Source organism: Haloferax namakaokahaiae (genome assembly GCF_042663225.1).
In the GTDB taxonomy this organism is placed as follows: Archaea; Halobacteriota; Halobacteria; order Halobacteriales; family Haloferacaceae; genus Haloferax; species Haloferax namakaokahaiae.
Genome location: NZ_JBHTAA010000005.1, coordinates 1,150,249 through 1,176,651, shown reverse-complemented (window position 1 = coordinate 1,176,651; position 26,403 = coordinate 1,150,249). Strand labels below are relative to the sequence as shown.

At 63.4% G+C, this 26,403-nt stretch carries 19 protein-coding genes; 7 read left to right on the top strand and 12 right to left on the bottom strand.

Annotated features, from left to right (window positions below):
- Window positions 1–3: 3 nt before the first annotated feature.
- The 3 genes from ACFQJC_RS13635 to mutS are packed head-to-tail and all read right to left on the bottom strand — an operon-like array spanning window position 4 to window position 5,182.
- Window positions 4–306, bottom strand: a complete 303-nt coding sequence (locus ACFQJC_RS13635) for a hypothetical protein (RefSeq protein WP_390224372.1) — start codon at window positions 304–306, stop codon at window positions 4–6.
- A 26-nt stretch (window positions 307–332) separates the two neighbouring features.
- Window positions 333–2,504, bottom strand: coding sequence for a DNA mismatch repair endonuclease MutL (gene mutL / locus ACFQJC_RS13630; protein ID WP_390224370.1), 2,172 nt, complete (start codon window positions 2,502–2,504; stop codon window positions 333–335).
- Window positions 2,501–5,182, bottom strand: a complete 2,682-nt coding sequence (mutS, locus tag ACFQJC_RS13625; protein ID WP_390224368.1) for a DNA mismatch repair protein MutS — start codon at window positions 5,180–5,182, stop codon at window positions 2,501–2,503. Before mutS ends, mutL begins: the two co-directional genes overlap by 4 nt.
- Before the next feature lie 230 nt (window positions 5,183–5,412).
- Between mutS and ACFQJC_RS13620 the strand changes: the two genes are divergently transcribed.
- The 3 genes from ACFQJC_RS13620 (at window position 5,413) to ACFQJC_RS13610 (ending at window position 10,947) form a co-directional block, all read left to right on the top strand.
- A complete protein-coding gene (locus ACFQJC_RS13620; RefSeq protein WP_390224366.1) occupies window positions 5,413–6,657 on the top strand; it encodes an ABC transporter substrate-binding protein in 1,245 nt (414 codons plus the stop codon).
- Window positions 6,654–9,095 (top strand): methyl-accepting chemotaxis protein, encoded by a 2,442-nt coding sequence (locus tag ACFQJC_RS13615; protein ID WP_390224364.1) that lies wholly within the window; start codon window positions 6,654–6,656, stop codon window positions 9,093–9,095. The genes ACFQJC_RS13620 and ACFQJC_RS13615 overlap by 4 nt, the downstream gene beginning before the upstream one ends.
- Before the next feature lie 184 nt (window positions 9,096–9,279).
- Window positions 9,280–10,947, top strand: a complete 1,668-nt coding sequence (locus tag ACFQJC_RS13610) for a methyl-accepting chemotaxis protein (protein WP_390224362.1) — start codon at window positions 9,280–9,282, stop codon at window positions 10,945–10,947.
- A gap of 31 nt (window positions 10,948–10,978) precedes the next feature.
- Here the strand turns inward: ACFQJC_RS13610 and ubaA are convergent, their stop codons facing one another.
- On the bottom strand, window positions 10,979–11,791 hold the full coding sequence (gene ubaA / locus ACFQJC_RS13605) for an SAMP-activating enzyme E1 (RefSeq protein WP_390224360.1): 813 nt from the start codon (window positions 11,789–11,791) through the stop codon (window positions 10,979–10,981).
- A gap of 95 nt (window positions 11,792–11,886) precedes the next feature.
- Between ubaA and ACFQJC_RS13600 the strand changes: the two genes are divergently transcribed.
- Window positions 11,887–12,231 carry a rhodanese-like domain-containing protein gene (locus ACFQJC_RS13600; RefSeq protein WP_390224358.1) on the top strand — a complete coding sequence of 115 codons (345 nt, stop codon included), beginning with the start codon at window positions 11,887–11,889 and terminating at the stop codon, window positions 12,229–12,231.
- Between the two features lie 117 nt (window positions 12,232–12,348).
- Here ACFQJC_RS13600 and ACFQJC_RS13595 read toward each other — a convergent pair whose 3' ends face one another.
- Window positions 12,349–12,939, bottom strand: coding sequence for a 50S ribosomal protein L15e (locus tag ACFQJC_RS13595; protein ID WP_390224356.1), 591 nt, complete (start codon window positions 12,937–12,939; stop codon window positions 12,349–12,351).
- 245 nt (window positions 12,940–13,184) lie between these two features.
- Between ACFQJC_RS13595 and ACFQJC_RS13590 the strand changes: the two genes are divergently transcribed.
- Window positions 13,185–14,063 (top strand): hypothetical protein, encoded by an 879-nt coding sequence (locus tag ACFQJC_RS13590; RefSeq protein WP_390224354.1) that lies wholly within the window; start codon window positions 13,185–13,187, stop codon window positions 14,061–14,063.
- 62 nt (window positions 14,064–14,125) lie between these two features.
- Here the strand turns inward: ACFQJC_RS13590 and ACFQJC_RS13585 are convergent, their stop codons facing one another.
- From ACFQJC_RS13585 to ACFQJC_RS13575, 3 genes are read right to left on the bottom strand one after another with little or no spacing between them, the layout of a single operon-like run.
- Window positions 14,126–15,202: a sugar ABC transporter permease gene (locus ACFQJC_RS13585; protein ID WP_390224352.1), complete on the bottom strand. Its 1,077-nt coding sequence runs from the start codon at window positions 15,200–15,202 to the stop codon at window positions 14,126–14,128.
- Entirely contained in the window at window positions 15,199–16,134 is a 936-nt protein-coding gene (locus ACFQJC_RS13580; RefSeq protein ID WP_390224350.1) for a carbohydrate ABC transporter permease, read from the bottom strand. The genes ACFQJC_RS13585 and ACFQJC_RS13580 overlap by 4 nt, the downstream gene beginning before the upstream one ends.
- A 3-nt stretch (window positions 16,135–16,137) precedes the next feature.
- A complete protein-coding gene (locus tag ACFQJC_RS13575) occupies window positions 16,138–17,436 on the bottom strand; it encodes an extracellular solute-binding protein (protein WP_390224348.1) in 1,299 nt (432 codons plus the stop codon).
- 225 nt (window positions 17,437–17,661) lie between these two features.
- Between ACFQJC_RS13575 and ACFQJC_RS13570 the strand changes: the two genes are divergently transcribed.
- Window positions 17,662–18,804 (top strand): ABC transporter ATP-binding protein, encoded by a 1,143-nt coding sequence (locus ACFQJC_RS13570; RefSeq protein WP_390224346.1) that lies wholly within the window; start codon window positions 17,662–17,664, stop codon window positions 18,802–18,804.
- Between the two features lie 37 nt (window positions 18,805–18,841).
- On the opposite strand, the gene ACFQJC_RS13565 is transcribed toward ACFQJC_RS13570, so the two are convergent.
- Window positions 18,842–20,869, bottom strand: coding sequence for a DUF7997 domain-containing protein (locus tag ACFQJC_RS13565; protein WP_390224345.1), 2,028 nt, complete (start codon window positions 20,867–20,869; stop codon window positions 18,842–18,844).
- Between the two features lie 143 nt (window positions 20,870–21,012).
- Here ACFQJC_RS13565 and ACFQJC_RS13560 point away from each other — a divergent pair, with 143 nt between their 5' ends.
- Window positions 21,013–22,062: a TrmB family transcriptional regulator sugar-binding domain-containing protein gene (locus ACFQJC_RS13560; protein ID WP_390224343.1), complete on the top strand. Its 1,050-nt coding sequence runs from the start codon at window positions 21,013–21,015 to the stop codon at window positions 22,060–22,062.
- Window positions 22,063–22,087: 25 nt separating this feature from the next.
- On the opposite strand, the gene ACFQJC_RS13555 is transcribed toward ACFQJC_RS13560, so the two are convergent.
- From ACFQJC_RS13555 to ACFQJC_RS13545, 3 genes are all read right to left on the bottom strand, one after another.
- Window positions 22,088–24,367: a methyl-accepting chemotaxis protein gene (locus ACFQJC_RS13555; protein ID WP_390224341.1), complete on the bottom strand. Its 2,280-nt coding sequence runs from the start codon at window positions 24,365–24,367 to the stop codon at window positions 22,088–22,090.
- 246 nt (window positions 24,368–24,613) lie between these two features.
- Window positions 24,614–25,525, bottom strand: a complete 912-nt coding sequence (locus ACFQJC_RS13550; RefSeq protein WP_390224339.1) for a serine/threonine-protein kinase RIO2 — start codon at window positions 25,523–25,525, stop codon at window positions 24,614–24,616.
- A gap of 179 nt (window positions 25,526–25,704) precedes the next feature.
- Entirely contained in the window at window positions 25,705–26,349 is a 645-nt protein-coding gene (locus ACFQJC_RS13545) for a VOC family protein (protein WP_390224338.1), read from the bottom strand.
- Between the last annotated feature and the right edge of the window lie 54 nt (window positions 26,350–26,403).

Here is a 26,403-nt window from a genome sequence, read left to right as displayed (position 1 = left end):
TTCTCAGGCGGACACGACGCGCCGCGAGAGGTAGACGAGCGCGATTGGCAGGCTCAGAACCGGGAGGCCAATCAGGTAGTACAGCGGCGACGGCTTCCACCCGGATTCGCGGGCGAGCGCGGTGCGGTCGAAGTGAATCGCGGCCGGGCCGACGAGCACCGACAGCGCCGTCCCCCACAGTCGAATCGCCAGTCCGACCGAATCGGCCCACGGCGGCACGCCCGGTCCCGTCGCCGCCGTAAAGAGATAGGACACGACGAGGACGAGCGGTCCGAACAGAATCCCGAGTGCGACGAGGGGGTTCATCGTCTTGCGGTCACGCGGTGATGACTTCAATCCTCGGCGCGCCGGCCACCGTGACCGGGGTAGTCGCGTTCGAACCGCGCTTCGATCTCCTCGCGGTCGAACTCGATGATGACGGGGCGGCCGTGCGGGCACGCGTAGGGGTTGTCACAGGCGTCGAGCGCCGAGAGCAAGTCCAAGACCGAGCCTTCACGGAGCGACGTGTTTCCCGTAATCGACGGGTAGCACGCGAGGTCGGCGAGCAACTCGTCGGCGACGGCATCGACCGTCTGCTGGCCGCCGTCGCGTTCTTCTTGGACGAAGGCAGTGAGTGCGTCTCGCAACAGGTCCGGCGCGAGCGCGGCGTCGAAGATTGCTGGAACCGTCCTCACTTCGACGGTTCGCTCGTCGGTTCGCCCGGCGTGGAAGCCGACTTGCGCCAGCGCGTCGCGGTACTCCTCGAACAGCGCCGCCTCTCGGGCGGTGAGTTCGAGTTCCACGGGGTCGGCGAGCGCCTGCGTCGGCGTCTCGCCCGCGACCTCCGACTGGAGGCGTTCGTAGTTCACGCGCTCGTCGGCCGCGTGTTGGTCGATGAGAACCAACCCGTCGCCCGTCTCGGCGACGAGGTAGGTGTCCATCAGTTGCCCGAGAATCCGCATCGGTGGGAGCGTCTCGAAGTCAGGTTCGAGCGTGGCCTCCTCGCCCGAGAGGTCCTGCTGGGTCGTCGGCGCGGAGATACGGCGGCCGGTCGAAGTCGGCGAGGCGGACGATTCTGCGTCTGTCTTCGACTCCCCAGACTCGTCGTTCGGTCCCGCCGACTCGTCGTCCGACCCCCACGACGCCGGCTTTCGCGCTCCGAACGACGACTGCTTGGGTCGGTCGGGACCGGGCGAGAGGTCGTACTTTTTCGGGGGTGTCGGCGGTGCCGAGGAGTCCGTGCGAGTCTGTGAAGTCGTCGTCTCAGTACTCGTCGATTCCGCAGACACGGATGCAGATTCACTCGACACACCCGAGGGCGACCGGCCGCTCGAATCGGTTTCGGCGTCAGACGCCACGTCAGTCGCAGTGTCGGTCCCCGCAGTCGGTGACTCGGTTCGGGCGGTCGAAACGTCAGGCTTCGACGCGTCCGCCTTCCCTGACTCGCCGTCCGGCTCTGTCGCTCCCGAACTCGGCGCGACTTCGGTCTGTTCGGCTTTCGACCGCCCGCGCGGGGCCGACGAGCGAACGAGACCGTTTTCGAGGAGCGCCCGTTCGATGGCGTCGGTGACGCCCTGCTTGACTTCCGTCTCCGAATCGAAGCGGACCTCCATCTTCCGCGGGTGGACGTTCACGTCCACGGCGTCGGGGGCCACGTCGAGAAAGAGCACGGCGAAGGGGTAGCGGTCGGCGTCGAGTTGCCCGCCGTAGGCGTCGAGGACGGCCTCGCGGAGCACGCGCGCGGTGACGTAGCGACCGTTGACGAACGTCGAGAGGTAGTCGCGGGTGCTTCGCGTCGTCTCGGGGTGGCTCACCAGTCCGGTGACCGAGACGCCCGGCGCGTCGTACTCGACGGGAACCATCGCTTCGGCGACTTCGCGGCCGTAGACCGAGAGCACCGTCGATGCGAGGTCACCGCGGCCTTCGGTCGAGAACACCTCTCGGTCGTCGTGTTCGAGCGTGACCGCCACGTCGGGATTCGCCAGCGCGTAGTGCGTGACGACGGTGTTCACGTGGTCGAATTCGGTCGCCGTCGTCTTCAGGAACTTTCGACGGGCGGGCGTGTTGTAGAACAGGTCTTCGACTTCCACGACGGTGCCTTCGGGACAGCCTGCTGGCCGCACTGCTTCTACGTCACCACCTTCGTACCGAAGTTCTGTGCCCACGTCGCCGTCGCGGGGTTTCGAGCGAATCGTCATCCGCGAGACGGCCCCGATGGTGTGGAGCGCCTCGCCGCGGAAGCCGAGGGTCCCGACACCGGCCTCCAAATCCTCGATGTCGCTAATCTTGCTCGTGGTGTGCTCGCGGACGCTCAGTTCGAGTTCCGATTCGCTCATCCCGACGCCGTCGTCGCGGATGCGGATTCCCTCCACACCGCCGCCGTCGATAGCGACCGAGACGCGCGTCGCGTCGGCGTCGAGGCTGTTCTCTACGAGTTCTTTGACGACCGACGCGGGGCGTTCGACCACTTCGCCCGCTGCGATTCGTTGGATGGTCTTCTCGTCGAGTTGCCTGATTTCGCTCATTCGTCGTCCTCCAGTTTCGACTGCCACGCCTGCACCTTCGCCATGAGGTCCAGCGGCGACGTGGCGTTCACGTCTGTCTTCGCCAATTCGTCCAGCACTGCTTGTTTCTGTGGGTCGATTTCGGGCGTCGCCTCGGCCCGTTGGACCGCGGCGGTTCCATTCTGTGCGGACTCACGCGGTTTGGACCGAGTTCCAGACTGCGACCCGGATGCGACGTTCATCTTCCCGCTCCCGATGTCGAAGACGGCTTGCACTGGTTCGGACGACCCGGAGCCTTTCGCTTCGATTGCCTTCTCGTCGCGCAGGCGGTCCAGCACGTCTGTCGCGCGCTCGACGACCGGACGCGGGACGCCGGCCAAGTCGGCGACGTGAATTCCGTAACTCCGGTCGGTCGGGCCATCGACCACGGTTCGGAGGAACGTCACGTCGCCATCGCGTTCGTCCGCCGAGACGTGGACGTTGGCGACTCGTGGTAAGTGGTCGGCGAGACTCGTCAGTTCGTGGTAGTGCGTTGCGAAGAGCGTCTTCGCGCGGACTTCGTTGTGCAGATATTCGGTTGCGGCCCACGCGATGGAGATACCGTCGTAGGTGGCCGTCCCGCGGCCGACTTCGTCGAGGATGACCAGCGAGTCTTCGGTCGCGGAGTGGAGGATGTTGCTCAACTCCTGCATCTCGACCATGAACGTCGAGCGACCCTGCGCGAGTTCGTCCAACGCGCCCACGCGCGTGTAGATACCGTCTACGACGCCGATGGTCGCCGAGCGCGCGGGGACGAAACTCCCCACCTGCGCGAGGAGCGTGATGAGCGCCACCTGCCGCATGTAGGTCGATTTCCCGGACATGTTCGGCCCGGTGACGATGAGAAAGCCGCGCTCGCGGTCCATATGGAGGTCGTTCGGGACGAAATCGGTCGTCGTCTCGACGACCGGATGGCGACCCGCTTCGATTTCTAATGGTCCTGCCTCGGCGAGTTCCGGTCGAACCCACCCGTTTCCGGCGGCGTGGGTCGCCAGCGACGCGAGTGCGTCAACCTCGGCGATGGTTCGACCGACGTCTTGCAGGACGGGCGCGTGCTCGGCCACCTGTTCGCGGAGTTCGCCGAAGAGTTCGTACTCCAGGTCGCCGCGCGCTTCTTCGAGTCGCAGAATCTCTCGTTCTTTCTCCTCCAACTCGTCGGTGACGAAGCGCTTGGAGTTCTTGAGCGTCTTAATCTGGCGGTAGTGGTCGGGCACCCGGTCGGCGACCGATTTCCCGACTTGGATGTAGTAGCCGTCGGTCTTGTTGCGGTCCACCGTGACGTGCGAGAGCCCGTGCTGTCGCTTCTCGCGGTCGTCAAGCGTCTCTATCCACTCATTGGCCGCTTCGTGACGCTCGATGAGTTCGTCGAGTTCGTCGTCGTAGCCCTTCTTCAGCAATCCGCCTTGCGTGACCGTCTTCGGCGGGTCCTCGGCGAGGGCGTCCGCGAGTGCCGTTCTGATTTCGGCGGCCGTCTCGCGGTCGGGTCGGGCAATCACGTCGGTCAGCGGCGTGTCGGCCAGCGACGACCCTTCGATTGCCTCGGCGAGCGCGGGAAGCAGGCCGAGCGTGTCGCGGACCGAGAGGAGGGCGTTGGCGTCCGCGCTCCCGGACGCGGCGCGGGAGGCGAGCCGTTCGAGGTCGTACGCGCCGTCGAGCGTGTCGCGGATTCGTTCTCGGTCGAGGGCGGCCGAAGAGAGCGCTTCGATGGTGTCGAGACGGCGGGTGAGTTCGGCCTGGTCGCGTCGTGGGCGAGTGAGCCATTCTCGGAGGAGTCGCCCGCCCGCGGCGGTGACGGTGTGGTCGATGGTGTCGAACAGCGACCCCGCCGTGTCGCCGTGCATCGTCTCGGTGAGTTCGAGGTTTCGCTGCGTCGTCGCGTCGAGTTCGAGGTGGTCGCTCGGTTGGTAGACGCGAAGGCGCGTCATCGACCGAAGGACGCCCGCGCCCGTCTCTTCGACGTAGGAGAGAATCCCGCCGGCGGCGCGAACGGCGAGGTCGGAGTCGAGGCCGACGCTCTTGACGGTCGAATCGCCGAACTGGTCCGTGACGGTGTGGCGTGCTCGGCCGGGGGCGAACGCTTCGGTAGAGAAGAGTGAGAACGACGCGTCGGTGGCCTCGCGGAGTCGGGCGAGCACGTCGTCGTTGGCGCGGAGGTCAGGGCCGGGGAGGACTTCGACGGGGGCGAAGCGATAGAGTTCGGCGGCCGCGGCATCGACGGAGTCCGTCTCGGTGACGAGGAACTGCCCGGTGGTGATGTCGGCGAAGGCGAGACCGATACCGGAGTCGTCGCCGACGAGTGCGGCGAGGTACTGCGCGTCGGACCGACTGGTTTCGAGGAGCGTCCCGGGGGTGACGACGCGCGTGATTCGGCGGCGCAAGTCACCGGATTCGGTCTCGTACTGGTCGGCGACGGCGACGCGATAGCCGCGTTCGACGAGCGTCTTCAGGTACGGCGTCAACTCCGTGAGCGGCACTCCCGCCATCGGATACGACGACCCGTGTGCCCCTTTCTGCGACACCTTCAGGTCGAGTTCTCGGCCGACGAACTCGGCGTCGTCGGCGAAAAACTCGTAAAAGTCGCCGCACTGCATGGCGAGGAGGTCGGCGTCGGTCTCCTCTTTGAGCGAGAGGAACTGCCCGACGATTCCCTGCGTAGTCATGTACGAACGTGGGACGGGGCGCGGATAAAACGCTACGATGATTGTAGCCGACGCGCCGACAGGGGGACGGCCGACACCACGGTTACGAGTGAACGGTGGGTGACTGTTTCACCCATGGTCTGTGGTATCAATTATATATAGAATTGTTAGCAATATGTATTCTTCTCTAGAATATAGATATTGATAATCGGCGGCGCAAAATTATATGGCGGCAAAAATAGCGGGCTGATGTGACTCTCTCGTACGATAGACGGAGGTTCCTCCGTGCAACCGGGGGTACCCTCGCGCTCGGGTCGCTCTCGGGGTGCGTCGGTGACCTCCAATCCCAAACGACCGAGCCCATCTCGTTCGGGGCTGTGTTGCCGCTCAGTGGCCCGCTCGGACAGATTGGGACGCACGGCCTGCGCGCGACACAGCAAGCAGTCGAGGACATCAACCGTGCGGGCGGCCTGCTCGGCCGACCGGTCGAACTTATCGAAGTCGATAGTGGGGCCAGCGCCGACGTCGCACTCGAGGGCTACGAGACACTCGTTGACGAGGGTGCCATCGGATTCGTCGGTGGTCTCGTCAGCGACGTGTCGCTCGCGCTCGCGCCGAAAGCCGCCGAAGACGGCATCATGGAGGTCAGTCCGTCGAGTACGACGCCGCAACTCTCGACCGCCGGCGTCGCGGACGGACGGAAGTACTTCGGGCGCACCGTCCCGAGCGACATCCTGCAGGCGATTGCGATGACGAAGATTCTCGATTCGCCGCAGTACGTCAACGCGGAGACGGTGTCGCTCCTCTATATCGACAACTCGTTCGGTGCCGACCTCGCGGCCGAACTCACTGCGAACCTCGATGCCGAAGTCGTCGCCGACGTCGCGTACGACCCGACCGCCGACTCCTTTGCTGGCCCGCTCGACGACGTGCTCGGACCGGAACCCGACGCGGTCGGATTCGTCAGCGTCCCCGGTCAGGAGACGGGCATCCTCGACGCCTACGGGTCGTCGCAACACGTCGTGCCGTGGGTGTTCGCCGCCGGGATGTTCGGCACCGAGAACCCCTCGTACTACGAAGGATTTTACAGCGCATCGCTCTCTTCGACCCGGACTGACGGCTACTTCAACCTCCAGCGGCAACTCTCCGATATCGCGCCGCTGGCGGTCTACGCCGTCAACGCCTACGACGCGATGTTTCTCATGGGCGCGGCAGTCGAAAAATCGGGGACGGCCACCGGCACCGCAATCGCCGAGACGATTCGGTCGGTCTCCGGCGGCACCGGCCACACCGTCTCTGTCGGCGAGTTCGACGCCGTCAAACCCCTTATCGAGGCCGGGCGCAACCTCAACTACGAGGGTGCCTCCGGTGGCGTAGACCTGACCGAGCAACTCGAACCGCTGAGTCCCTACGTCATCGAGCGCATCACGACCGGCGCCGTCGAGCAACTCGAACTCCTACAGACGCAGTTCTTCGCGTCCGGAGGCTCACAATGAGAAACCCTGTCTCCGCCGCGGTCGAACTCCTCGAACGGGCGCTTCCGAACGTCGTCCGCCGCAGTTACGCGGCGAAGTTCGGTCTCGCGTTGCTCGCCATCATCCTCGTCATGAGCGCCGCGGGCGCGTTCATCCACTTCGACACCAAGTCGCTCGTGGAGTCGCAGACCGAAGCCGAAATCCGCGGCATCGCCGAATCGCAGTCGCAGTCGGTCGCCGAGTGGGCCGAAGCCAAGCAATCGACGGCGACGTTCCTCGCCGAGACGCTCGCCGACCGCCCGGCGACGACGACGCCGGCCGAACACGAGCAGTGGCTCGAACAGAAACTCATCGACCTGCCGAGCGACGTGCGCTCGCTCCACTACGTCAACGTCGGCGCGGGCCGAGTCGAAGCCAGCACGATAGACGGCTACGGCGGAACCTCGCTCGATTCGGTGACCGCGCCGTGGGGAGACGACGCCGAGACGGTCGCCTCGGGTTCGGCGACGGGCATCTCGGACCCCTACCGAGCGAACGGCGAGGAAGTCGTCGCGTTCATGGCACCCGTCACGAACATGAACGGCTTCGTCGTGCTGACGGTGTCGCTCGAAGCGCGCTCGCACCACTTCGAATCGCCGTTCCCGACGGGCGACGTGAAAGTCGTGAACGACGACGGCACGATTCTGCTCGACAACCGGAAGACCAGCCTCCTCGACCAGTACGGCGCGAAAGACGGGTCGTCGGTGGCGGCCATCGATTCGGCGCTGTCGGGCGACACGGGCTATCAGGTCGTCTCCGAACGAACGGGCATGGCCGACGGCCAGTACGCGATGGCCTACGCGCCCATCGTCGGCACCGACTGGGTGCTGACCTACCACGTCCCCGCGGACAGAGCCTTCGCACTCCAGTCGAAGGTGACCCAGAACATCGGACTCCTGCTCGCGTTTGCCGTGGGCGCGCTCTTCCTCGTCGGCCTCACCATCGGCCGCGGGACGGCGAAGTCCCTCGCCGTCGTCGCCGACAACGCCCGCGACATCGCCGACGGAGAGGTCGATGGCGACGTCCCCGAGACGGCGCGAATCGACGAGATGGGCCAACTCTACGACTCGTTCGGCGAGATGCAGTCCTACCTCACGACGGTCGCCGGACAGGCCGAGGCCCTCGCGGACAAGGACTTCGACAACGCCGTCCTCGACGAGGACCTGCCGGGGTCGTTCGGGCGGGCGATGTCGAACACCCACCACGACTTAGAGACGCTCATCACCGAACTCGAAGCGAAAGCGCAGGAATTCAGCGACGTGATGGCAGAGGCCGCCGCCGGCGACCTGACGAGTCGGATGGCCGAAGACGCCTCGAACGACGCGATGAACGAGGTCGCCCGGTCGTTCAACGAGATGGCCGACCAGTTGGAGACGACCATCGCGGAAGTCGCCGCGTTCGCCGAAACGGTCGCCGCCGCGAGCGAAGAAGTGACCGCCAGCGCCCAGGAGATAGAATCCGCCAGCCAGCAGGTGAGCGAGTCCACGCAAATCATGGCCGAGGGCGCACACGAACAACAGCGCAGTCTCGAACAGACGACCGGCGAGACGAGCAACCTCTCGGCGAGTATCGAGGAAGTCGCCTCGTCGGCGACCGAACTCGAACGGACCGCGAAACACACGCTCGAAGCGAGCGAAGACGGCCACGTCGCCGCCGAGAACGCGATCGAGACTATCGAAGCCGTCGAGACGCGGACCGAGCAGACCGCCGAACGCATCGAAGCACTGGAGTCCGACATGAAGGAGATCGGCGAAATCGTCGAACTCATCTCCAGTATCGCCGACCAGACGAACATCCTCGCGCTCAACGCCAACATCGAAGCGGCACGCGCTGGCGAGGCGGGCGAAGGGTTCGCAGTCGTCGCCAACGAGGTGAAGGAACTCGCTGGCGAGACGAAAGAATCCGCCAGCGAAATCGAGGAGACAATCGAGACGGTGCAGACGAAGTCGTCCGAGTCGGTAAGCGAGATGCGCGAGACGCGCGCGGCCGTCGAAGACGGTGTCGAAGCCGTCGAACACGCACAGACGTCGCTCGATACTATCGTCGCCAACGCCCGCGAGACGGTCGATGGGGTAGACGAAATCAGTCGTACGACCGACGACCAGGCCGCTTCCACCGAGGAAGTCGCGTCGATGATGGACCGCGTGACCGACCTCAGTCAGGATGCGGCCGACCGAGCGGAGAACGTCGCTGCCGCCTCCGAAGAGCAGACTGCCTCGCTCAGCGAGGTCTCTCGCGGGGCGGACCAGTTAGCCAAACAGTCCGAGCGCCTCATGTCGCTCGTCGCCTCGTTCACCGTCGATGCCGAGCAGTACGCGGAGGCTGACGACTCCGCGTTCGAGTTCGGTGACGGGACCGTCGCCGAGGGCACCGATGCGAGCGCGCCGACGACCGATGGTGGGAGAACGACGCAAGACTAACAACTGACCTCCGGTTGTAGTTTTGATTCAGTTTTTGCCGGTAAAATCGAGCGACAGCAATCGATGTATCGACGATACATCGCGTATTTCCGCCTTTCGCTGATAAAATCGGACGATTAAAAAGATATCACGTCTGATAATATTAGCAACATCATTATTGTGTGTCATCTCATCACACGGACGCATGAACCTACGTTCGCGGCTTGCCGCGTTGGTTCCAGGGGTTCGTGGGAGGGCACGAACTGACGGCGGGACTCACACTGACGGGGCGAAGACGGTAACGGCAGCAGCAGAGAAACTTCCACTCGGGAGCATCCTCGATAGCGTGGGCACGCCGGTGTTCATCATCGACGCCGACAACCGAGTCATCGGGTGGAACGACCCGATTTCGGAACTCACCGGTGCGTCGGCCGAGGAGGCACTCGGGTCGAACCACGTAAGCGAGCTGTTCTACCCGGACGGCCGCCGGGCGAAGACGCTCGCCGACAAGGTGCTCGACGCGCCGACCAACGCGACGGCGGAGTACGGTATCGAACTCGCCGACGAGTCGCAACTGCTCTACGAAGACGCGAGTACGATGACCGACCGGAACGGCGTCGAACGACACATCTGGTTTACGGCACGTCCGCTGTTCGACGGTGACGAAGTCGTCGCCGTCGTCGAGACGGTCCACGACCGAACCGACGTGGTGAACAAACAGCACGCGACACAGGAACTCTTGGGTGCCGTCTCGGAGACGATTACCCAACTCACGACCGGCAACCTCGCGGCGCGCGCGTCCTACACCGACCACCGCGGCTTGCTCTCCGAGGACGAACTCTCGGTGATTTCGGACCTCAACGAGATGGCCGGTCGGTTCGAACGGGTCGCAACCGAAGTGGACGAAACTGCGGCAGAACTCGGGACGGCGGTCCATCACGCGACGACGGCCGCTGGCGACATCGAATCGAAGGTCTCCGAACAGACCGACCTCCTCTCGAAAGGTGCCGAAGAGATGCAGAACCTCTCGGCGAGCATGGAGGAAATCGCGGCCACGTCCGACGAAGTCGCCTCCGCGGCAGACCAGGCACGCGCCGCCGCCGAAAGCGGGCAGGAAGCTGGTCAGAGCATTCGAACGGCGACGGACCACGTCATCGACATCTCAGACGAACTCCTCGACAGCGTCATGGAACTCCAACAGCGGATGGGCGCTATCGAGGAAGTCGTCGAGGTCATCGCCGAAGTCGCCGACCGGACCAACCTGCTGGCGCTCAACGCGAACATCGAAGCGGCCCGCGCCGGCAAGGCTGGTGAGGGCTTCTCGGTCGTCGCCGACGAGGTGAAGCAACTCGCCAACCAGACGCACGAACACACCGAAGAAATCGCCAAGAGTATCGAGGAGATTCAAGAACAGGCCGACGAGACGGTGACCGCCTCCGAGCAATCGCACGAACAGGTGCAGGTCGCCTCCGGCGAAATCGAGGACGTGCTCTCGTCGCTCAACGAAATCGCCAACGCCGCGGATTCGGCCGCCAACGGCATCACCGAAGTCGCCGACGCCACCGACTCACAGGCGACGAACATCGAAGAGGTCACGAGCACGATTCAAATCGCACAGGAACACGCGCGCTCTGCCGAAGACGCGACCGACGAGATAACCGACGCGACCGACGCGCAGTCGGTCGCGCTCGACGAACTCACCCAGCGCGTGGACCAACTCGTCGGCGGCACGAACGCGTACGAAGAAACCGACGACCAGAACGTGCAGGCGGCGACCGACGGTGGCGAACCGCTCGGCGGTGACGACCCGCTTGGCGGTGACGACCCGCTCGACGACGACTCTCTCGGTGGCTTCCAGTTCGGCCGCGATTAGTCCCCTACGCAGCCCCTCCGAACTCACTTCTTCAGTCGAAACTCACTGCGCAGCTTTCGGTGTACTCGATATCGTCTATCGATTGGACGCCACCATCGCCGCACACCGGGCACTCTGGGTTCTGCCGGTACGGCACCGTCTCGAACGTCAAATCGAGCGCGTCGTAGAACAGTAACCTACCCTTCAGCGTCTCGCCGATATCGAGGACGACCTTCACCGCTTCGGTCGCTTGGATACACCCCACGGTGCCGGGAAGGACGCCGATGACGCCCGTCGTCGCACAGTCCGGGACCGTGCCCGGTTCGGGCGCTTCGGGGAACAGACACCGGTAACACGGCCCATCGGGATGCAGGGTCGTCGCCTGCCCCTCGAACTTGTAAATCGCGCCGTGGACGAGCGGGATTCCAGCGAATCTGCAGGCGTCGTTGAGCAGGTACCGCGTCGGGAAGTTGTCGGTGGCGTCCACGACGACGTCCGCCCCTTCGACGTAGTCGTAGACGTTCGAGGGGTCGAGTCGCGCTTGCACCGCCTCGACGGTCACGTCCGGGTTGAGTCCGCGGACGAACTCCGCGGCGCTCTCGGCTTTCGGGGTGCCGACGTCGCCGTCGTGGTGGATGACCTGCCGCTGGAGGTTGCTCCGTTCGACCACGTCGTCGTCAACGACGACCAACTCGCCCACGCCGACGGCGGCGAGATACTCGATGACGGGCGCGCCCAAACCGCCTGCACCGACGATGACCGCCCGAGCACCGAGAAGTCGGCCCTGTCCCTCGGGACCGACTTCGTCCATGATGATGTGTCTCGAATAGCGGTCGAGTTGGGTGGCGTCGAGCGAGAGTGTCATGCCCCGAGATTGGCAGGCGTGGCGAATAAACCCGCGGCCTGCGCCCACCTCGCCGGAAGCGACGCGCCTTTACTCTCGGACTCACAGGTGCGCATATGGTCGTGGAGACGACGCAGGACGAACTGCACGGAAAACTCGACGACGACTCGGTCGCGGTCATCGACATTCGGGACCCGTCGTCGTACTCGTCGGGGCACATCCCCGGCGCTGAGAACCTCCCCGCGCAGAGCCTCACACCGGCGGTGTTCGACCGCGAATGGCCCGACGAAGTCGTCGTCTCGTGCTACATCGGCAAGAGTTCACAGCGCGTGGCCTCCATCCTCGATTCGAACATCGACGCGGACGTGTCCAGCCTTCGCGGCGGATTCCAGGGCTGGGAGGGCGACGTCGAATCCGGTTCCGAGGGCGAAGCGGACCTCGGCCCGTCGTCACCGTTCTGATTCCTGTCTTCCCTTTCGACGCGTTCGCCTCCGAGAGCCATCGCTGATTTTCGCTCGAGTGCTTTCGAATAGAGCGCTGTCGCTCAGGCGTCGATAAACGAGAGAAGATTGGGGGCGTTACTTGCCGCGGCGGCGACCGGCGCGGATGGACGGGCGGACGTGTTCCGTGCCCTTGCCACGGTGCTGGAGACCGCGTCCGCGCTTGCCCGAGTTCGTGAGACCGCGGAAGGCGCGGCCGTCGTGGGCGTCGTCGCAGATCCAGTTGAGGTCGTCGTCGTTCTGGATGGCGGGGTGTTCGGGGTCCACGAGGATGACTTCCTGCCACTTCTGCGAACCGTCCTGACCGACGCCGTAGGAGTTCAGCACACGCATGTTGGGGTACTTGCGCGAGGCGCGTTCCTCGGCGATGCGCGGGATGGACTTGCGGCGGCCGATGCGGTTGACACCCTGGCGCTTGGAACGGCGACCTGCCTTGTGTCGCTGTTTGCGCGCGCCACCCTTGCGGACGGAGACGCGGACCACGACGATGCCCTGCTTGGCCTTGTAGCCGAGCTCACGGGCCTTGTCGAGGCGGGTCGGGCGCTCGATGCGCTCGATAGCGCCCTGCTGGCGCCACTCTTGCTTTCGCTGCCATTGAAGTTCGGCGAGTTTGCCTTCCTTCGGCGTCTTCCATGCCTCCTTGATGTGGGAGTAGAAGCTTCGTGCCATTGTAGTTCACCGCGGGCGCTTGCGATTCAGTCCTACGGGAACTCAGTCCCGGAGACCACATTTCGTCCCGTACGTGACGGGTGCCCACTGGCGGGCCCGCGTGCCAGCGAGTTGGCGAATCTTCCTTAGGGGGAGGGTTAAGAACTTCGGATTGGGGGCCGGTGTGCGAACGAGAACCAATGGATGGCGCTGGCGACGAATTCTGTCAACACATTATAATACGACGGCAATGTCGTATCGGAACGATGCCCTCCTCGGACCCTCCATCTACACAGAAACAGGCGCTCGTCACTGCCCTCCAGTGGGGCTTGGTACAGGCGTTCTTCTTGGATACCGTCGGCCGACTGCTCGAGAATTACTACGAAGCGACGACAGGTGCGTCCTTTCCACCGGACTGGGTGTTCTCGATTCAGGTCGCCGCTCCGCTCGCGCTCGTCGTCGGCGGATACGGCGGCTATCGCTGGGTGACGAGCGGACGGGCAAGCACGTCGGCCGCGGCACACCGAAGTCGAATCCTGTTCGTCGGCGCACTCGTCGTCGGGTGGGCACTGGCTATCGTTCCAACGATGGCCTTCCAATTGCTTCTCGGCGACCGGTTGCACACCGTCCCGTTCTTCCTGCTTCCGACACTCACCGCGATTTTCGTCTTTGCTGGGGCGTACCTGCTCGCCTATCGAGTCGATTCGGACTGGTACCGTCGCCATCGAAATCGGCTCTTGGGTACAGTTCGGGGTGCCATCGTCGGATTGATATTCGGAATGGTCGGGTTCAGCCTCTACGGTTCCTACCTCGTCGCCACGAGAACGAACTTCAGCCTCGACGGTGGCCCGGGAATCGTCGCGGCCGTCTGTCTCGGTGCGATTGCCGGCTACGGGTTCGCCGACAGAGAGCGCGATGAAAGTCAGATAGTCGAATTTCTCGTCGTCTTCGTGTCCGCGTTTCTGGTGCTCACACTTTTGCTGGGTCTCGGAATCACCGCTATGGCAATCGTTGGATTGTCAGTTCCGGACTTCGGCTTCTCGTTCGTCGTGACTGTCTTGCCGGCTGTCTGCGCGCTTGGACTGGCTGGCTATCTGACCTACCGCGTGGAGACTTCGTTCTCTCGGCGACTGTTTGGCCGGTAGTACGTAACCGACGGTGCAGGCGTCCGTAAAATGTAGAGAACCGAAAGTTGGCGAACCGACGCCTACCCTTCCATCCCACCGAACGACAGGCCACCCTCTATGTAGCGCTGTGCGAACAGGTAGATGAGCATAATCGGTGCGGCGAACGTGAGTGCGAACGCCGAGAACCGTGCCCACGGGATGGAGTACCGGCCGACGAGCGAGTACAGGCCCACGGGGAGCGTGTAGTTGTCCGTCGAGAGCAACGTCTGGGCGACGACGAACTCGGTCCACCCGGTGAGGAAGGTGAAGATGAACACCGTCGCCAGCCCCGCTTTCGAGAGCGGGAGAATGATTTCGGTGACGATTTTCCACGACGGCGCGCCGTCCATCATCGCGGCCTCCTCGTAGGACACGGGGATGCCGTCCATGTACGTCTTGAGGAGCCAGGTGTTGAACGGAACCGCGGTGGCGGCGTAGTACGCCGAGAGGGCGAGTTTGCTGTCGTTGAACCCGAACTGGACGAACAGGGCGTACAGTGCGATGAGCAGTGCGACGCCGAGCCCGCCGCCGATTTGGGTAAAGAGCACGTAGCCGTAGAGCACCTTCGAGCGCCCGATGAACTTCCGCCGCGAGAGGGCGTAGGCACCGGGGACGATGAGACACATCGCCAGCAGGACCGTCGGAATGGCGACGGTGAGGCTGTTGACGAAGAACTTCTTGAAGTCGGACGTCTCGGTGACGCCGTAGTTCGACACGTCGAGCAGTGCGAGTTCCGGCGTTTGAACGAACAGTTCGTACCCACCCAGACCGAGCGTAATCCGATAGCTCGGGAGGATGAGGTCGCCGACGACCCACAGGAACGGTTCGAACGTCGGGTCGGCGGGCCAGAGGCGAATCCCGCTCGACGAGTAGAGCGACGCGCCCGTTCCGGAGAACGCGCCGACCGCGACCCAGTAGAGTGGGAACAAGAGGATAGCCACCACGACGGCGGCACCGGCGGTGATACCGACTGTCTTGAGCACCTGATTCGGACTGACGTGCCCGTCGCGCACGCCTTCGAGCGTGTATCGGGCGTCTTTGACCGCTTCGATTGGTGCGTTCGCGGCCTCTCGCGCGTCCTCTGCGACTGCCCCGACGATTTCGGAGATGGCGCTCATGCGTCTTCGACCCCCTCGGCGAGACGGCCTTTCCAGACGTTCAGCATCATGAACGCCCCGATGACGAGGACGGCGATAATCATGATCGCCGCGCCCTCACCGTACTTCTGGAAGCGGAACGCTTCGCGGAAGCCGTAGACGATGAGGAGTTCGTTCGTCCGCGACGGGCCACCCTGATTGAACACATAGGGGATGAGGAACTGCTGGAACGACGCCGCGGCCGTGAGAATCGACGCGAACAGCACGGGGCGCTTGATAGACGGCAGCGTGACGTGCAGGAAACGCGAGAAGAACCCCGCGCCGTCAATCATCGCCGCCTCGTGGAGTTCCTCGGGCACGTCCTGGAGCGCGCTCACGGTGATGATGACCATAAAGGGGTAGGCCAGCCACGCCTCGGTGACGTTGTAGGCGAGAAACGCCATCCAGCGCTCGGAGAGCCACGCGACCGAACTCAGATTCGCCATCCGGAGGAACTGATTCATCAGTCCGAACTCCGCCGAACTGAAGATGCCGCGCCAGATGGTGATGGTGAAGATACCGGGCAACCCCAGCGGGATGATGATGAGCGCCCGCATGAATCGCTTGCCACGGACGCGCTTTCCGGTCACGACGAGACCGACGGCGAGACCGACGAGCACCTTCAGCGCGACGGACGTGGCGACGAAGAGCCACGTGACGCCCATCGAGTTCCAGAACTGGCCGTCGCTGAGTATCCGGATATAGTTCGCAATCCCGACCCACTGCTCTTCGCCCTGAAACAGGGTCGCCGGCTCTGCGTTCGTAAACGAGAGGTACACGAGGTACAGCACCGGAAAGAGCATGAACGCGAGGAAGACGAACAGCCCCGGCAACACGAGCAGTAACGGCAAGTCGTCTTTGTTCACCACGGGGTTGCCCGCGGCTTGCTCGGCGACACGTTCGACGACGCTCATAGCTTACTCCCAGTTGGACCGGATGTCTTGTTCGGCCTTCTCGAAGGCGGGCGCAATCTCCGCGTCGCCGTTCTTCACGCTGTTGAAGGCGTCTTCGAGCGGTCCCCACACGTCGCCCATCTTCGGGTGCGACGGAATCGGCGTGCCGAGCGCGACGGATTCGGAGAAGCCCTGCACGGCCGGCGGCAGGTCGCCCTCGCTGGCGAGTTCCTCGTAGACCGGGATGTAGCCGAAGTCCTCGGCGTTGGCCGAGAGCACGTCCGTGTTCGTGGTGTACCACTCGGCGAAGGCGCGGGCGGCCGCTGCCTTTGCCTCGTCGTCGTCGAGCGTGTTCGTGAAGTAGAGTTGCTTGACCGTGGTGTACGGCTTGGGTTCGGCCTCACCCTCGGGCGAGGGGAGACGCGTGACGCCGGCATCGATGCCGTTGGACTTCACGTCGCCGAGGAACCACGGACCGTTGATGGCGAACGGCGCGTTGCCTTCGAGGAAGACGGCCGCCTGCGGGTCGTAGCCCGTGTCCTTCGGCTGGTACGGCACGAAGTTGTCGAGGATGAACTGGAAGCCCTCCAGCGTGGCGTCGTTCGACAGGCCGAGTTCGACGTTCGACTCGTCGAAGTAGTAGCCGCCGAAGGCGTGTGCCCACGCGCTCATGAAGTAGGCGTTCAGCGGGTAGCTGAGACCGTACTTGCCGTTTTCTGGGTCGTGGTGCTCCTCCATGATGGCCTTCATGTCGGCGATGGTCTCCGGGGCTTCGTCCACCAGCTCCTCGTTGTAGATGAGACCCACCGTCTCCGCCGCGTAGGGGAGTGCGAGCGTCGCATCGTCGAACTGGACGGCGGCCTGCGCGGGTTGGGTGTACACCGAGAGGTCCACGTCGAGGTTGCCGCTCTGGTCCGAGAGGAAGCCGTTCTGGTAGTACTCGCCGGTCCAGTCGTGTGCCCAGTCGAACATGCCCGCGCCCTGTCCGGCCGGAATCGCCGAGGTGGTCTTCTGCCGAAGGTCGGCGATTTCAGCGGGTTCTGCGGTGTGGTCCGTCTGCTCGGTGAACGCCTCCGCGCTCGATTCGAGCGCCTTCTTCTCGGCTTCCGCGCGCTGGTGCCAGAGCGTGAACGTTCCGGACGGTCCGGCGGCCTCGGTCTGCTCTTGTGCGGTGGTCTCGTCGCCACCCTCGTCGCCGCTCTCTCCGCTCTCGTCGGGCGTTTGCGTCGAGTCAGTCTCCGAGACGCCGACGCACCCTGCGAGTGCGCCGACGGCCGTCGTGCCAGCCAGTTGCTTCAGTATCGTGCGTCGGTCGTATTCCATGACGAATCTATGATGAACTATGTGTTCATATATTTAATAGTTAGGAATACCGGCCGATTTCGACCGGGTCGAAGTCGGTGATTCGGGTCGTTCTACGCCACTGTCAGACCTTCTATTCCGCTCCTGTCTGTTGATTACACTCTTTGAAAATATACTACGAACTAATGCATCACACATTCCAAAAAGAGGAAAACGATTATGAACGATGCGCACAGACGGGGAGTAATGGCACGTCTCACGCTCGAAACATTGCGGAAGGAGTACGACAGAGGACACGTCGTGGCCGTCGATGACCTGTCGCTCGAAGTCGAAGACGGCGAGTTCATCACCGTCGTCGGTCCCTCCGGGTGCGGAAAATCGACTACGCTCCGGATGGTCGCTGGTTTAGAATCGCCGTCAGGCGGCACGATTACCATCGGCGACGAGGACGTCACCGACCAGAACGCGCGCAAGCGCGACGTGGCGATGGTGTTCCAGAACTACGCGCTCTACCCGCACAAGACGGTCGAACAGAACATGGCGTTCGGCCTGCGGATGAGTACGGACCTCTCGAAAGACGAGCGCGAGACGCGAGTGCGCGAGACGGCCCGCATGATGGGCATCGAAGACCTGCTGGAGGACAAACCGGACGAACTCTCCGGCGGGCAGAAACAGCGCGTCGCGCTCGGCCGCGCCATCGTGCGCGAACCCGACGTGTTCCTCTTCGACGAACCGCTCTCCAACCTCGACGCCAAACTCCGAACCACGATGCGCACCGAGATTCAGCGTCTCCAGAACGAACTCGGCATCACCTCGCTCTACGTCACCCACGACCAGGAGGAGGCGATGACGATGGGCGACCGCATCGTCATCCTCAAAGACGGCGAACTCCAGCAAGTCGGCCGCCCGAAAGACGTGTACGAGAACCCCGCGAACGCCTTCGTCGGCGGCTTCGTCGGGTCGCCGTCGATGAACTTTCTCACCGTCTCGCTCGATTCGTCGGGCGACCGCCTCGTCCTCTCCGACGACGAAGACGACGGCTCGTTCTCTTACCGACTCTCTCCCGAATTCTCGTCTCGAATCGAGGCTGCAACCGACGCCGAAACCGTCACGGTCGGCATTCGCCCCGAAGATATCGTGCCGAACGCGACGGGCGAGAATGCCATCGAAGCGGGCGTCGAAGTGGTCGAACCGGTCGGCTCGGACAACTACCTCCACCTCGATATCGGGGCGGAGTTCATCGCCCGCGTCGATTCCGATATCGACCCCGAACCGGATGAGACGATTACCATCTCGTTCGACGAGTCCGACCTGCACCTCTTCGATGCGCAGACGGGCGAGTCGCTCCTCCAGCGTGAGACCGGACGAAAAGTCGCGGCCAGTCAATAACGACTGACTCTGGCTTCGATTCTACTCTCTTCTCTTTCTACTCTCTCTGCACCACGTCCGTCGTGAGCGTCGCAATCGTCGCCAACCGAAGCGCGTGTGGCCACCCAAGGGGAGTAGCACTGTCCGGCGTGCCGTCGTCGAAGAACTGTTCAGCGAGGTAGCCCGCCTCGGTCGTCAGCGGGCCATCGGGCGAGACGAGCGACAACAAGGACTGGCCTTCGTCGGCAAACGTCTCGGCACGCGAATCGCCGTGGTCACCGAGCAGTGCGGCGAGTTCGACGGCGGCGTTCGCACCCCACGCGGTCGAGACCGTCCAAATCTTCTCGGAGTCTTGAGAGCGCTTCCGCCAGTCGTCGCCCTCGAAGCGGACGAGACCCTTCACGTCGCTCTCGGCGGGGTCGTGCCAGAGGCCGTCGAAGACGTGTCGCGTGTGGGTTGCGAGTCTGTCGAGCCGCTCGTCGCCCACGGATTCGAGTTCGTCGTAGGCGCGGTGTGCCGAGACGAGCGCGAGCGCGGCCGAATCGTACCGGTCGTCGAGCGAGCCGTCGGGCGCGATTCGGAGGGCGTAGCACTCGCGGTCATCGCTCCACAACTGGTCGATTGCGTCGTACACGTCGCGGGCGCGGTCAGCGGCGTGAGCGGTCAATTCATCGTCGAGGTCGGACAGCGCGAGCGCGGTGTACGCTTCGAGGAAGGTCGCCGTCGTATGGCTGAACCGGCCGGTCATGTTCTCCCACGCGTTCTGGCAGTCGAGAGGGAGGCCGTCGTCGCCGAGCGTCTCGTCCAGACTGTCGAGTGCGGTTTCGAGCGTCGATTCGATGTCGGCGCGAAGGTCGGCGTCTTCGCACTCGTCGTGGTAGGCCGCGAGGAAGGAGATGACGCTCCCGGTCTGGTCGGCTTGATAGTCGGTGTCTTCACCGGATTCGAGGCGGGCGTTCGCCCAGCCGGGTGCGAGCGACCCGTCGAACGGCCAGACGCGGTGGGGCCACGAACCGTCGTCGCGCTGGGTTCGGCAGTAGGCGCGGGCGCTTCGTTCGTGCCACGCGTCGAGTTCGAGGTCAAGACGCTCGTCGGATTCGAGGAGGAACCGCGAGATTTCGGCGTCGTCGCGGAACCACGTGTAGCCGTAGCCGCCGGAGTAGGCGTAGTAGGGGTCGAAGTCGGGACCGGCGATTCGAAGACCGAGGTTGCCGGAGAGTAGCGAGAGCACGCGGATATCTTCGCGCATCGCCCCCGAGTCTCCGTGGTCGGGAACCGAGCCTTCGAGGTCGGCGGCCGCCCGCGCGTCGAGTTCGTCGCGGTCGAGCGCGACGAGTGAGTGAATCGAATCGAGGGCCGCGGTTCGTGTCGTCTCGCGGCTATCGGTGAGGAGCGTGCCAACGGTCGCCGCGCCGGATTCGAAGGGGACGGTGCCGACGATGGCCCCGCTGAGTTGGCCCTCCTCGTAGCGATTGTCCGAGAGCGGACGCGGGAGTTCGACGTCTTCGGCGGCGAGCAACTCCTCGAACTTCTCGGGAACGCGCCCGCCGACGCTCGAAAACTCGGGAGCGGCCGCGACGAAGTCGTGTTCTTCGGCGTGGTAAACTTCCACCGCGTCGTCGTGGGAGAGTTGGCCGACGAGCGTATCGCGGCCGTCGGGTTGGAAGTGGACGAAGGCGACGAGTTCGAGGTCGGCGCTGAGTTCGCGGTCGGCGTCGCTCTCGAACCGCGTGACGTGGGCGTCGCCGACGGTCACGTCGTACTGGGTGACCGCGCCGAACGGCGTCTCGTGTTCGGTGACGACGGCCGAACCGTTACCCGTGTAGGATTGGTTCGCACCCGCTTCGAACCAGTGGATTGTCGCGGCGTCGTCGTCGGTCGGCCGAACGCCGAATCGAGAGCGCTCGACGCCCCACAATCCAGACAGTGGATAGCCGAAGTCACGAACCGCGCCGTCGGTTTCGACGTGAACGAGACGGCCGTCGCCCCCAGAGAAAAATCCGCTCGTCGTCCGTCGTTCACCCGGAAAGCGCGTCGGATGGTCGGCGTGGCGCTTGTAATCTGCGAGTGCGTCGCGTAGTTGCATTGCTACAGTCTGCGACGCCGCCGCTAATAATTGTGGTGTAATGTTCGTTCACACTTTCACACGATGCGGAGGACGCGTCCGGGAGTCGGTTTTGACGGGTCGAGATTCGAGTCATTAAGTAGCGTGGTCGTGACCAATCAATTATGGACGATGGGGAACTGGCTGACCGCTTGGAGCAGTTCGGGCTCTCCGAGAAGGTCATCGATACGTATCTCACTATCTTGGAACTGGGGGAAGCGAAGGCGAGTCAAATCGCCGACGCGGCGGGGGTGTCGAAGCGGTACGTCTACAGCGTGAGCAACGAACTCGAAGCGCGAGGATTCGTCGAAGTGAACGACCACGTCGTGCCCACGACGATTCGGGCACAGCCACCAACCGAGGTCATCGAGTCGCTCTCGGCGAACGTCGCGGCCATGCGCCCGGCGCTCGAAGAGCGATACACGGCGACCGCCCGCGACGAGGACCGCTTCGAGGTCATTAAATCGCGGGTGACCGTGCTCAAGCGAGTCTCGCAGTTACTCGAACGGGCCGACTCGGAGGTCGAACTCTCGCTTCCGTACAGTCTGCTCGACGAAGTCGCACCCGAACTTCGCGCCGCCCGCGAGCGCGGCGTGCTCGTCGTGCTCATCGTGACCGGCGTCTCTCCGAACGACGACCTCGACCTGGAGGGTATCGCCTCGGTCGTTCGAGTGTGGCACGAACCGATGCCGACGATGCTCGCAATCGATTCGCACACCGGGTTGGTCGCGCCGGGGGAGATGGTCGCGCGCTCGAACTCGGAGTCGCAGGCAATCGTCTTCGCCCAACCCCAACTCGGTCCCGTCATCGTCGGGTCGTTCTTCGGCAACTACTGGCCGATGGCCGCCGAGGCGTACACCGCCTCCCCCGATCCGCTTCCGGCGACGTATCACAACTTCCGGCACGCCGTCTTGCAGACGACGCTGTGCAAGCGGGCGGACGTCGGTCTCTCTGTCACCGCTCGCGGCAGGATGGTCCACACCGAGGGACCGACCGAACTCCACGGCAACGTCGTCGGAATCCGCCAGGGGTTACTCGAACCCGTGAACAACTCGTTCCCAGTCGAGAACACGCTCGTCATCGAGACCGAAGCGGGAACCTTCAGCGTCGGCGGCCCGGGTGCGTTCGTCGAAGACTTCGAAGCCGAATCGGTGACGCTCGCACCACTCGAATAACAAAAATCGCGTTTATTGAGGCCCGTTACTGGTTCCGCCCGCCGTCACTCACCGCTGCCGACTGGAACCCGCCGCTAAACTCGCCGGTCGTTCCGACCGGTTCGGGAGCACTCGCCTGCCCGCTCTCGTCGGCACTCACTTCGAACTGGCTGAGCAGTGCCTGCAGGTCTTGGGATTCTTCGGCGAGTTGTTCCGCACTCGCGGTGACCTGATTCAACGACGCGGCCTGCTCTTCGGCGGCCGCCGAGACGTTCTCGGCTTCGGCCGTCGTCTCTTCGCTCACGCTGGCGACTTCTTGGACCATCGACGACACCTCTTCCGTCGAGGAGGCCTGCGCTTCCGTCGCGTCGGTCACCTCGTGGACGCTCGCATTATTCGCCTCGACGCGCTCGGTGATTTCGTCCAGGGCGTCGATGGCCGTCTCGACCGATTCGGACTCCTCGGTGACTTTGGTCTCCATCTGCTCGACACCGGAGACGACCGCATCGCGCTGGGTGCGAACGTCTTCGATGAGCGATTCGATTTCGCCGGCCGACTCGGTCGTCGCTTCGGCGAGTTGCTTCACCTCGTCGGCGACGACGGCGAACCCTTCGCCCGCATCGCCCGCTCGGGCCGCTTCGATGTTCGCGTTGAGCGCCAGCAGATTCGTCTGATCGGCGATGTCACCGATGACGCCGACGATGTCGCCGATCTCTTGTGTGAGCGTGCCGAACTCCGCAACCTCGGCGACCGTCGTGTGCGTCTCTTCACGAATCGCTTCCATCCCATCGAGCGCTTCGCGCGCCGAAACTCGTCCCTCTTTGCCGGATTCTGCGGCCTTCGCGGAGTTGGTGGCCAACTCTTCGGCCGACGCCGCTATCTCTTCGACCGACGCCGAGAGCGTGTCCATCTCGCCGGAGACGGTGGTCAGTTGGTCGGCCTGCTCGCCCGCACCGTGAGAGATCTGTTCGACCGATTTGGCGACCTGTTCGCTCGCCGTATTGACCTCACGAGCGCCTTCGGCGACCTGGTCGCTTCGCGTCTGCACGCCGTCAGCGAAGTCCATGACGGTGCCGACGGTGGATTCGATATCGTCCATCATTCCGTTGAACGAGTCCGCGATGGTCTGCATGTCGGCAGCGTTGCTGTCGGCGTCCATCCGTGCGGTCAGGTCGCCGTCTGCAGTGGCTTGCATCACGCTACTGTAGCTCTTGGCATCGGCACGTTGGTCGAGGAGGTCTGTCCGCAGCGAGGCCACAGAGTCGAGGACCGACCCGAACTCGTCGCGCCGGTCCGTCCGAAGGTCGATGTCGAGGTTGCCTTCTCTGAGACTCGTCAACTTGGTTTCGAGTCCATCGAGCGGGTCGAGCATGCTTCGCTTGAGGACGAAGGCGATTCCACCTATCGTGATGAGCAACAAGAACAGCAAGGCGGCGATGTCGAAGGCGACCGTCTCTTGGATGTGATAGGCCGAACTCGTCGGTGCGTGGATGACGAGTACCATCTCGTCCACGCCTGCGTACGCGACGACGTGTCTCTCGTCGAGGACGCCGTTCGCGTCGGCCTCGTACGCACCCGCGCCGCCATCGAGGCCGTCGGTGAGCACTCGAGACTCTTCGACGGCGTACTGCTCGCCTTCGACTTGCTGGCGCTCGTCGAACTCGACGATACCCTCGCTGTCGATTATCTGCACGAACGACCCCTCGAACGGTGCGTGAAACACCTCTCGAAGGTGTGCGACCGACGAGACGACGACGATTGCACGGTCTTCGGACCCCGATACCGGGCTCACGAACGCCATGTAGCGCTCCCCACCGCGGTCGTACATCTCGGTAATGGCGACTTCGTCACTGTTAGTGAACGTCCCGGAACCGTGGACGTAGCGATGGGTCGTACTCTCCGCGGTCTCACCGATGCGGTCTTGGGAAGAACTGGCGAGAATCTCCCCAGTCTCGGTGTTCACGTAGTGTACCGAGTCGAAGTCCTCTGGCAGACTCGCCAGTTGGCTCTCCAAGAAGGCGGATATCCGCGTCGAGTCTTTCGTATCGAGCACGGCAAACTCAGAAATGAGCCTCGTAATCTCCGACCGTTCTTCCATCCACACCGAAAATTCATCGGCTTGGAGTGCTGCTGTCGATTGCAATTCGTTCTGGACCGAGTCGTGCAGTTCACCCGAGACGCCAACGTACGTGTACGCACCGATGCCCGCGGTGATGAGGACGAGCACTCCCAACATCGCAACGAGCTTGTACAGATACTGTTCGTGGAACCGGTCCGGTATCAACCGGAAACTGGTATGAATCACGAACGTACCTGCGTCTGACATCACATAAGACGGTCGTCCAAACTATCGCATAGAATACTCACAAACCAAATCCTTGATTGGGAAATATTGTTTATAAGTCAGGTTTTATTGCTTGTTTTTTAGATTTGAGAAAACAGGTGTCGAACGGATTCGGGCGTGAGTCCTCTCGCTCACTCAGGAATCCCAATTTCATATCGTGAGATACGATTCATCGCGGACCTGAGGCGGCGGTCGCTCTCCAAACCCACGTCCACAAAATCACCTCACTCAGGTCGTGTGAAGTCCGATACGTTCGAACTCGTTCGCCGCAACCGCGTTCGCAACCTCCTCGAAGTCGATATCGTCGGGCATCTCGGCGGGGTACTTGCGGTTGAAGTAGCCGACGATGTTCTTCACGTCGCGCGCGAGGAGTTCACGGGCGTTCTCGTGGTCGGTCGGGACTGCCTGCGGCCAATCGAAGATGGTGATTCCGTTCGAACTCACCGCGACGTTGTACTCCGACATGTCGGCGTGGACGTAGCCCGCCTCGTAGGCGGTGGCCATCTCGTCGAGGATGAGGTCCAGGACGCCCGTCACTTGCGCGGATTCGAGACGCGACTTTGCGAGTTCGACGCCGTCGAGTTTCGCCATCACGATTGCGTGCCGATTCTGGTCCACCGGGCGCGGGACCGACACCTTCGGGAAGAGTTCTTCCAGCGCCTCGTACTCGCGTTCGGCCGCCTTTCGGGCGGTATAAAGCCACGAGACGTGGCGATTCTCGGAGGTGTAGTCGCGTTCGCGGCGCACTTCGCGGAAGTTCGTGTAGCCCTCGCGGTGGAACTTGAGTGCCAGGGGTTTGAACGACTGCACCTCGAACACGTCGCTCTCCTTGCCGACGCCGAGCGGCGAGCCGAAGCCCTGAATCGTATCGCGCTGGGCGAACGTCCGCAGCGCGAGTACGTCGTATCCGGCCAGCGTGAGTTTGAAGCCCTCGTACTGGATGGTCTTTCGCTCGACGAGGTCACGAGACATACACCGGTCGAGTCGGTACTCCACGTCTTCCTCGGTCAACCCCGAGTTCTTCGGGAGTTTCTTCCGGTTGACCCACTCGCTAAAGCGCATCCCTTGCTCGACGCCCGAGAGGAGATAGAAGTCCTCGGTCTCGAGTTCGGTCATCACGCTGGCGACGTTCCGTACCATGATGCTTCCTCAGCGTGCGAGGCCTAAAAGGCCCGCGAGTCGGGAATTTGGGGAGCGATAAACTAGATGTGACGATATAAAATCGAGGTACAGGCGAAAACGGGCGCATAGTTTCGGTTTCGATGGAGGTCACTCGGTACCGAGCTGCCAGAGGAAAAGCAGAGGAGAAAAAGCGTGTGTTACTGGCCGACGTTCACCCGATACGGCAACCCCTCGGGTTCGAACACGCCCTCGGCATCACACTGCACGGACACGGGTGCGATTTCGGCGTCGGTGTCGGTCGGATACCACGGTCGCCCCTCCGCGGCGACGACGAACCGAGCGTGTTTGTCGCCGACGAATGCGACGTTGCCCTCGCCGAACTCGCTCCACACCTCGATATCGAGGGCGGCCGTGAGGTCCGAGAGGAACGATTCCACGTCGGGAACTGTGAGACCGACTTCCGTCACGCCCAGAACGTCCGTCTCGGGGTCGAACTCGCCGTCCGACCCGTCGTAACAGATGTACTCGACGACGTTGCCCGCCGGGTCTTCGAAGTAGACCGAGTCGCAGTCGAGGAAGTCGAATCGGATGCTCGGTCCCTCGTCGGTCGGGAGGACGCCGACGTGTTCGTCCACCCAGTCGATGACCGAGTCGAGACTCGCATCGACGGAGAACGCGACGTGGTAGGGGACCGAGTCGCCGAGTTCGAACCAGAGGGTCGTCTCGCCCGCCTCGACGGACCGTTGGGAACCGGGAACGGGGTCGAACCCGAGCGTTTCTGCATAGAAGTCACAGAGCGAAATCGGGTCGCGGGCGGCGAGCGCGAGGCGGGTGACGTGCATGGTTGGGCGTCACCGCCCGGAGAGTTAACGGAATCGCTCCCGGCGTCGAAACCG

What these genes read in the sequence shown, in the direction of transcription:
- ACFQJC_RS13585 (WP_390224352.1), bottom strand. Translation starts at nt 15,202, where the DNA reads ATGAGCGCCATCTCCGAAATCGTCGGGGCAGTCGCAGAGGACGCGCGA.
- ACFQJC_RS13555 (WP_390224341.1), bottom strand. Translation starts at nt 24,367, where the DNA reads ATGTCAGACGCAGGTACGTTCGTGATTCATACCAGTTTCCGGTTGATA.
- ACFQJC_RS13565 (WP_390224345.1), bottom strand. Translation starts at nt 20,869, where the DNA reads ATGCAACTACGCGACGCACTCGCAGATTACAAGCGCCACGCCGACCAT.
- ACFQJC_RS13580 (WP_390224350.1), bottom strand. Translation starts at nt 16,134, where the DNA reads ATGAGCGTCGTCGAACGTGTCGCCGAGCAAGCCGCGGGCAACCCCGTG.
- ACFQJC_RS13560 (WP_390224343.1), top strand. Translation starts at nt 21,013, where the DNA reads ATGGACGATGGGGAACTGGCTGACCGCTTGGAGCAGTTCGGGCTCTCC.
- ACFQJC_RS13595 (WP_390224356.1), bottom strand. Translation starts at nt 12,939, where the DNA reads ATGGCACGAAGCTTCTACTCCCACATCAAGGAGGCATGGAAGACGCCG.
- ACFQJC_RS13615 (WP_390224364.1), top strand. Translation starts at nt 6,654, where the DNA reads ATGAGAAACCCTGTCTCCGCCGCGGTCGAACTCCTCGAACGGGCGCTT.
- ACFQJC_RS13550 (WP_390224339.1), bottom strand. Translation starts at nt 25,525, where the DNA reads ATGGTACGGAACGTCGCCAGCGTGATGACCGAACTCGAGACCGAGGAC.
- ACFQJC_RS13545 (WP_390224338.1), bottom strand. Translation starts at nt 26,349, where the DNA reads ATGCACGTCACCCGCCTCGCGCTCGCCGCCCGCGACCCGATTTCGCTC.
- ACFQJC_RS13570 (WP_390224346.1), top strand. Translation starts at nt 17,662, where the DNA reads ATGGCACGTCTCACGCTCGAAACATTGCGGAAGGAGTACGACAGAGGA.
- ACFQJC_RS13590 (WP_390224354.1), top strand. Translation starts at nt 13,185, where the DNA reads ATGCCCTCCTCGGACCCTCCATCTACACAGAAACAGGCGCTCGTCACT.
- mutS (WP_390224368.1), bottom strand. Translation starts at nt 5,182, where the DNA reads ATGACTACGCAGGGAATCGTCGGGCAGTTCCTCTCGCTCAAAGAGGAG.
- ACFQJC_RS13635 (WP_390224372.1), bottom strand. Translation starts at nt 306, where the DNA reads ATGAACCCCCTCGTCGCACTCGGGATTCTGTTCGGACCGCTCGTCCTC.
- ACFQJC_RS13600 (WP_390224358.1), top strand. Translation starts at nt 11,887, where the DNA reads ATGGTCGTGGAGACGACGCAGGACGAACTGCACGGAAAACTCGACGAC.
- ACFQJC_RS13610 (WP_390224362.1), top strand. Translation starts at nt 9,280, where the DNA reads ATGAACCTACGTTCGCGGCTTGCCGCGTTGGTTCCAGGGGTTCGTGGG.
- ubaA (WP_390224360.1), bottom strand. Translation starts at nt 11,791, where the DNA reads ATGACACTCTCGCTCGACGCCACCCAACTCGACCGCTATTCGAGACAC.
- ACFQJC_RS13575 (WP_390224348.1), bottom strand. Translation starts at nt 17,436, where the DNA reads ATGGAATACGACCGACGCACGATACTGAAGCAACTGGCTGGCACGACG.
- mutL (WP_390224370.1), bottom strand. Translation starts at nt 2,504, where the DNA reads ATGAGCGAAATCAGGCAACTCGACGAGAAGACCATCCAACGAATCGCA.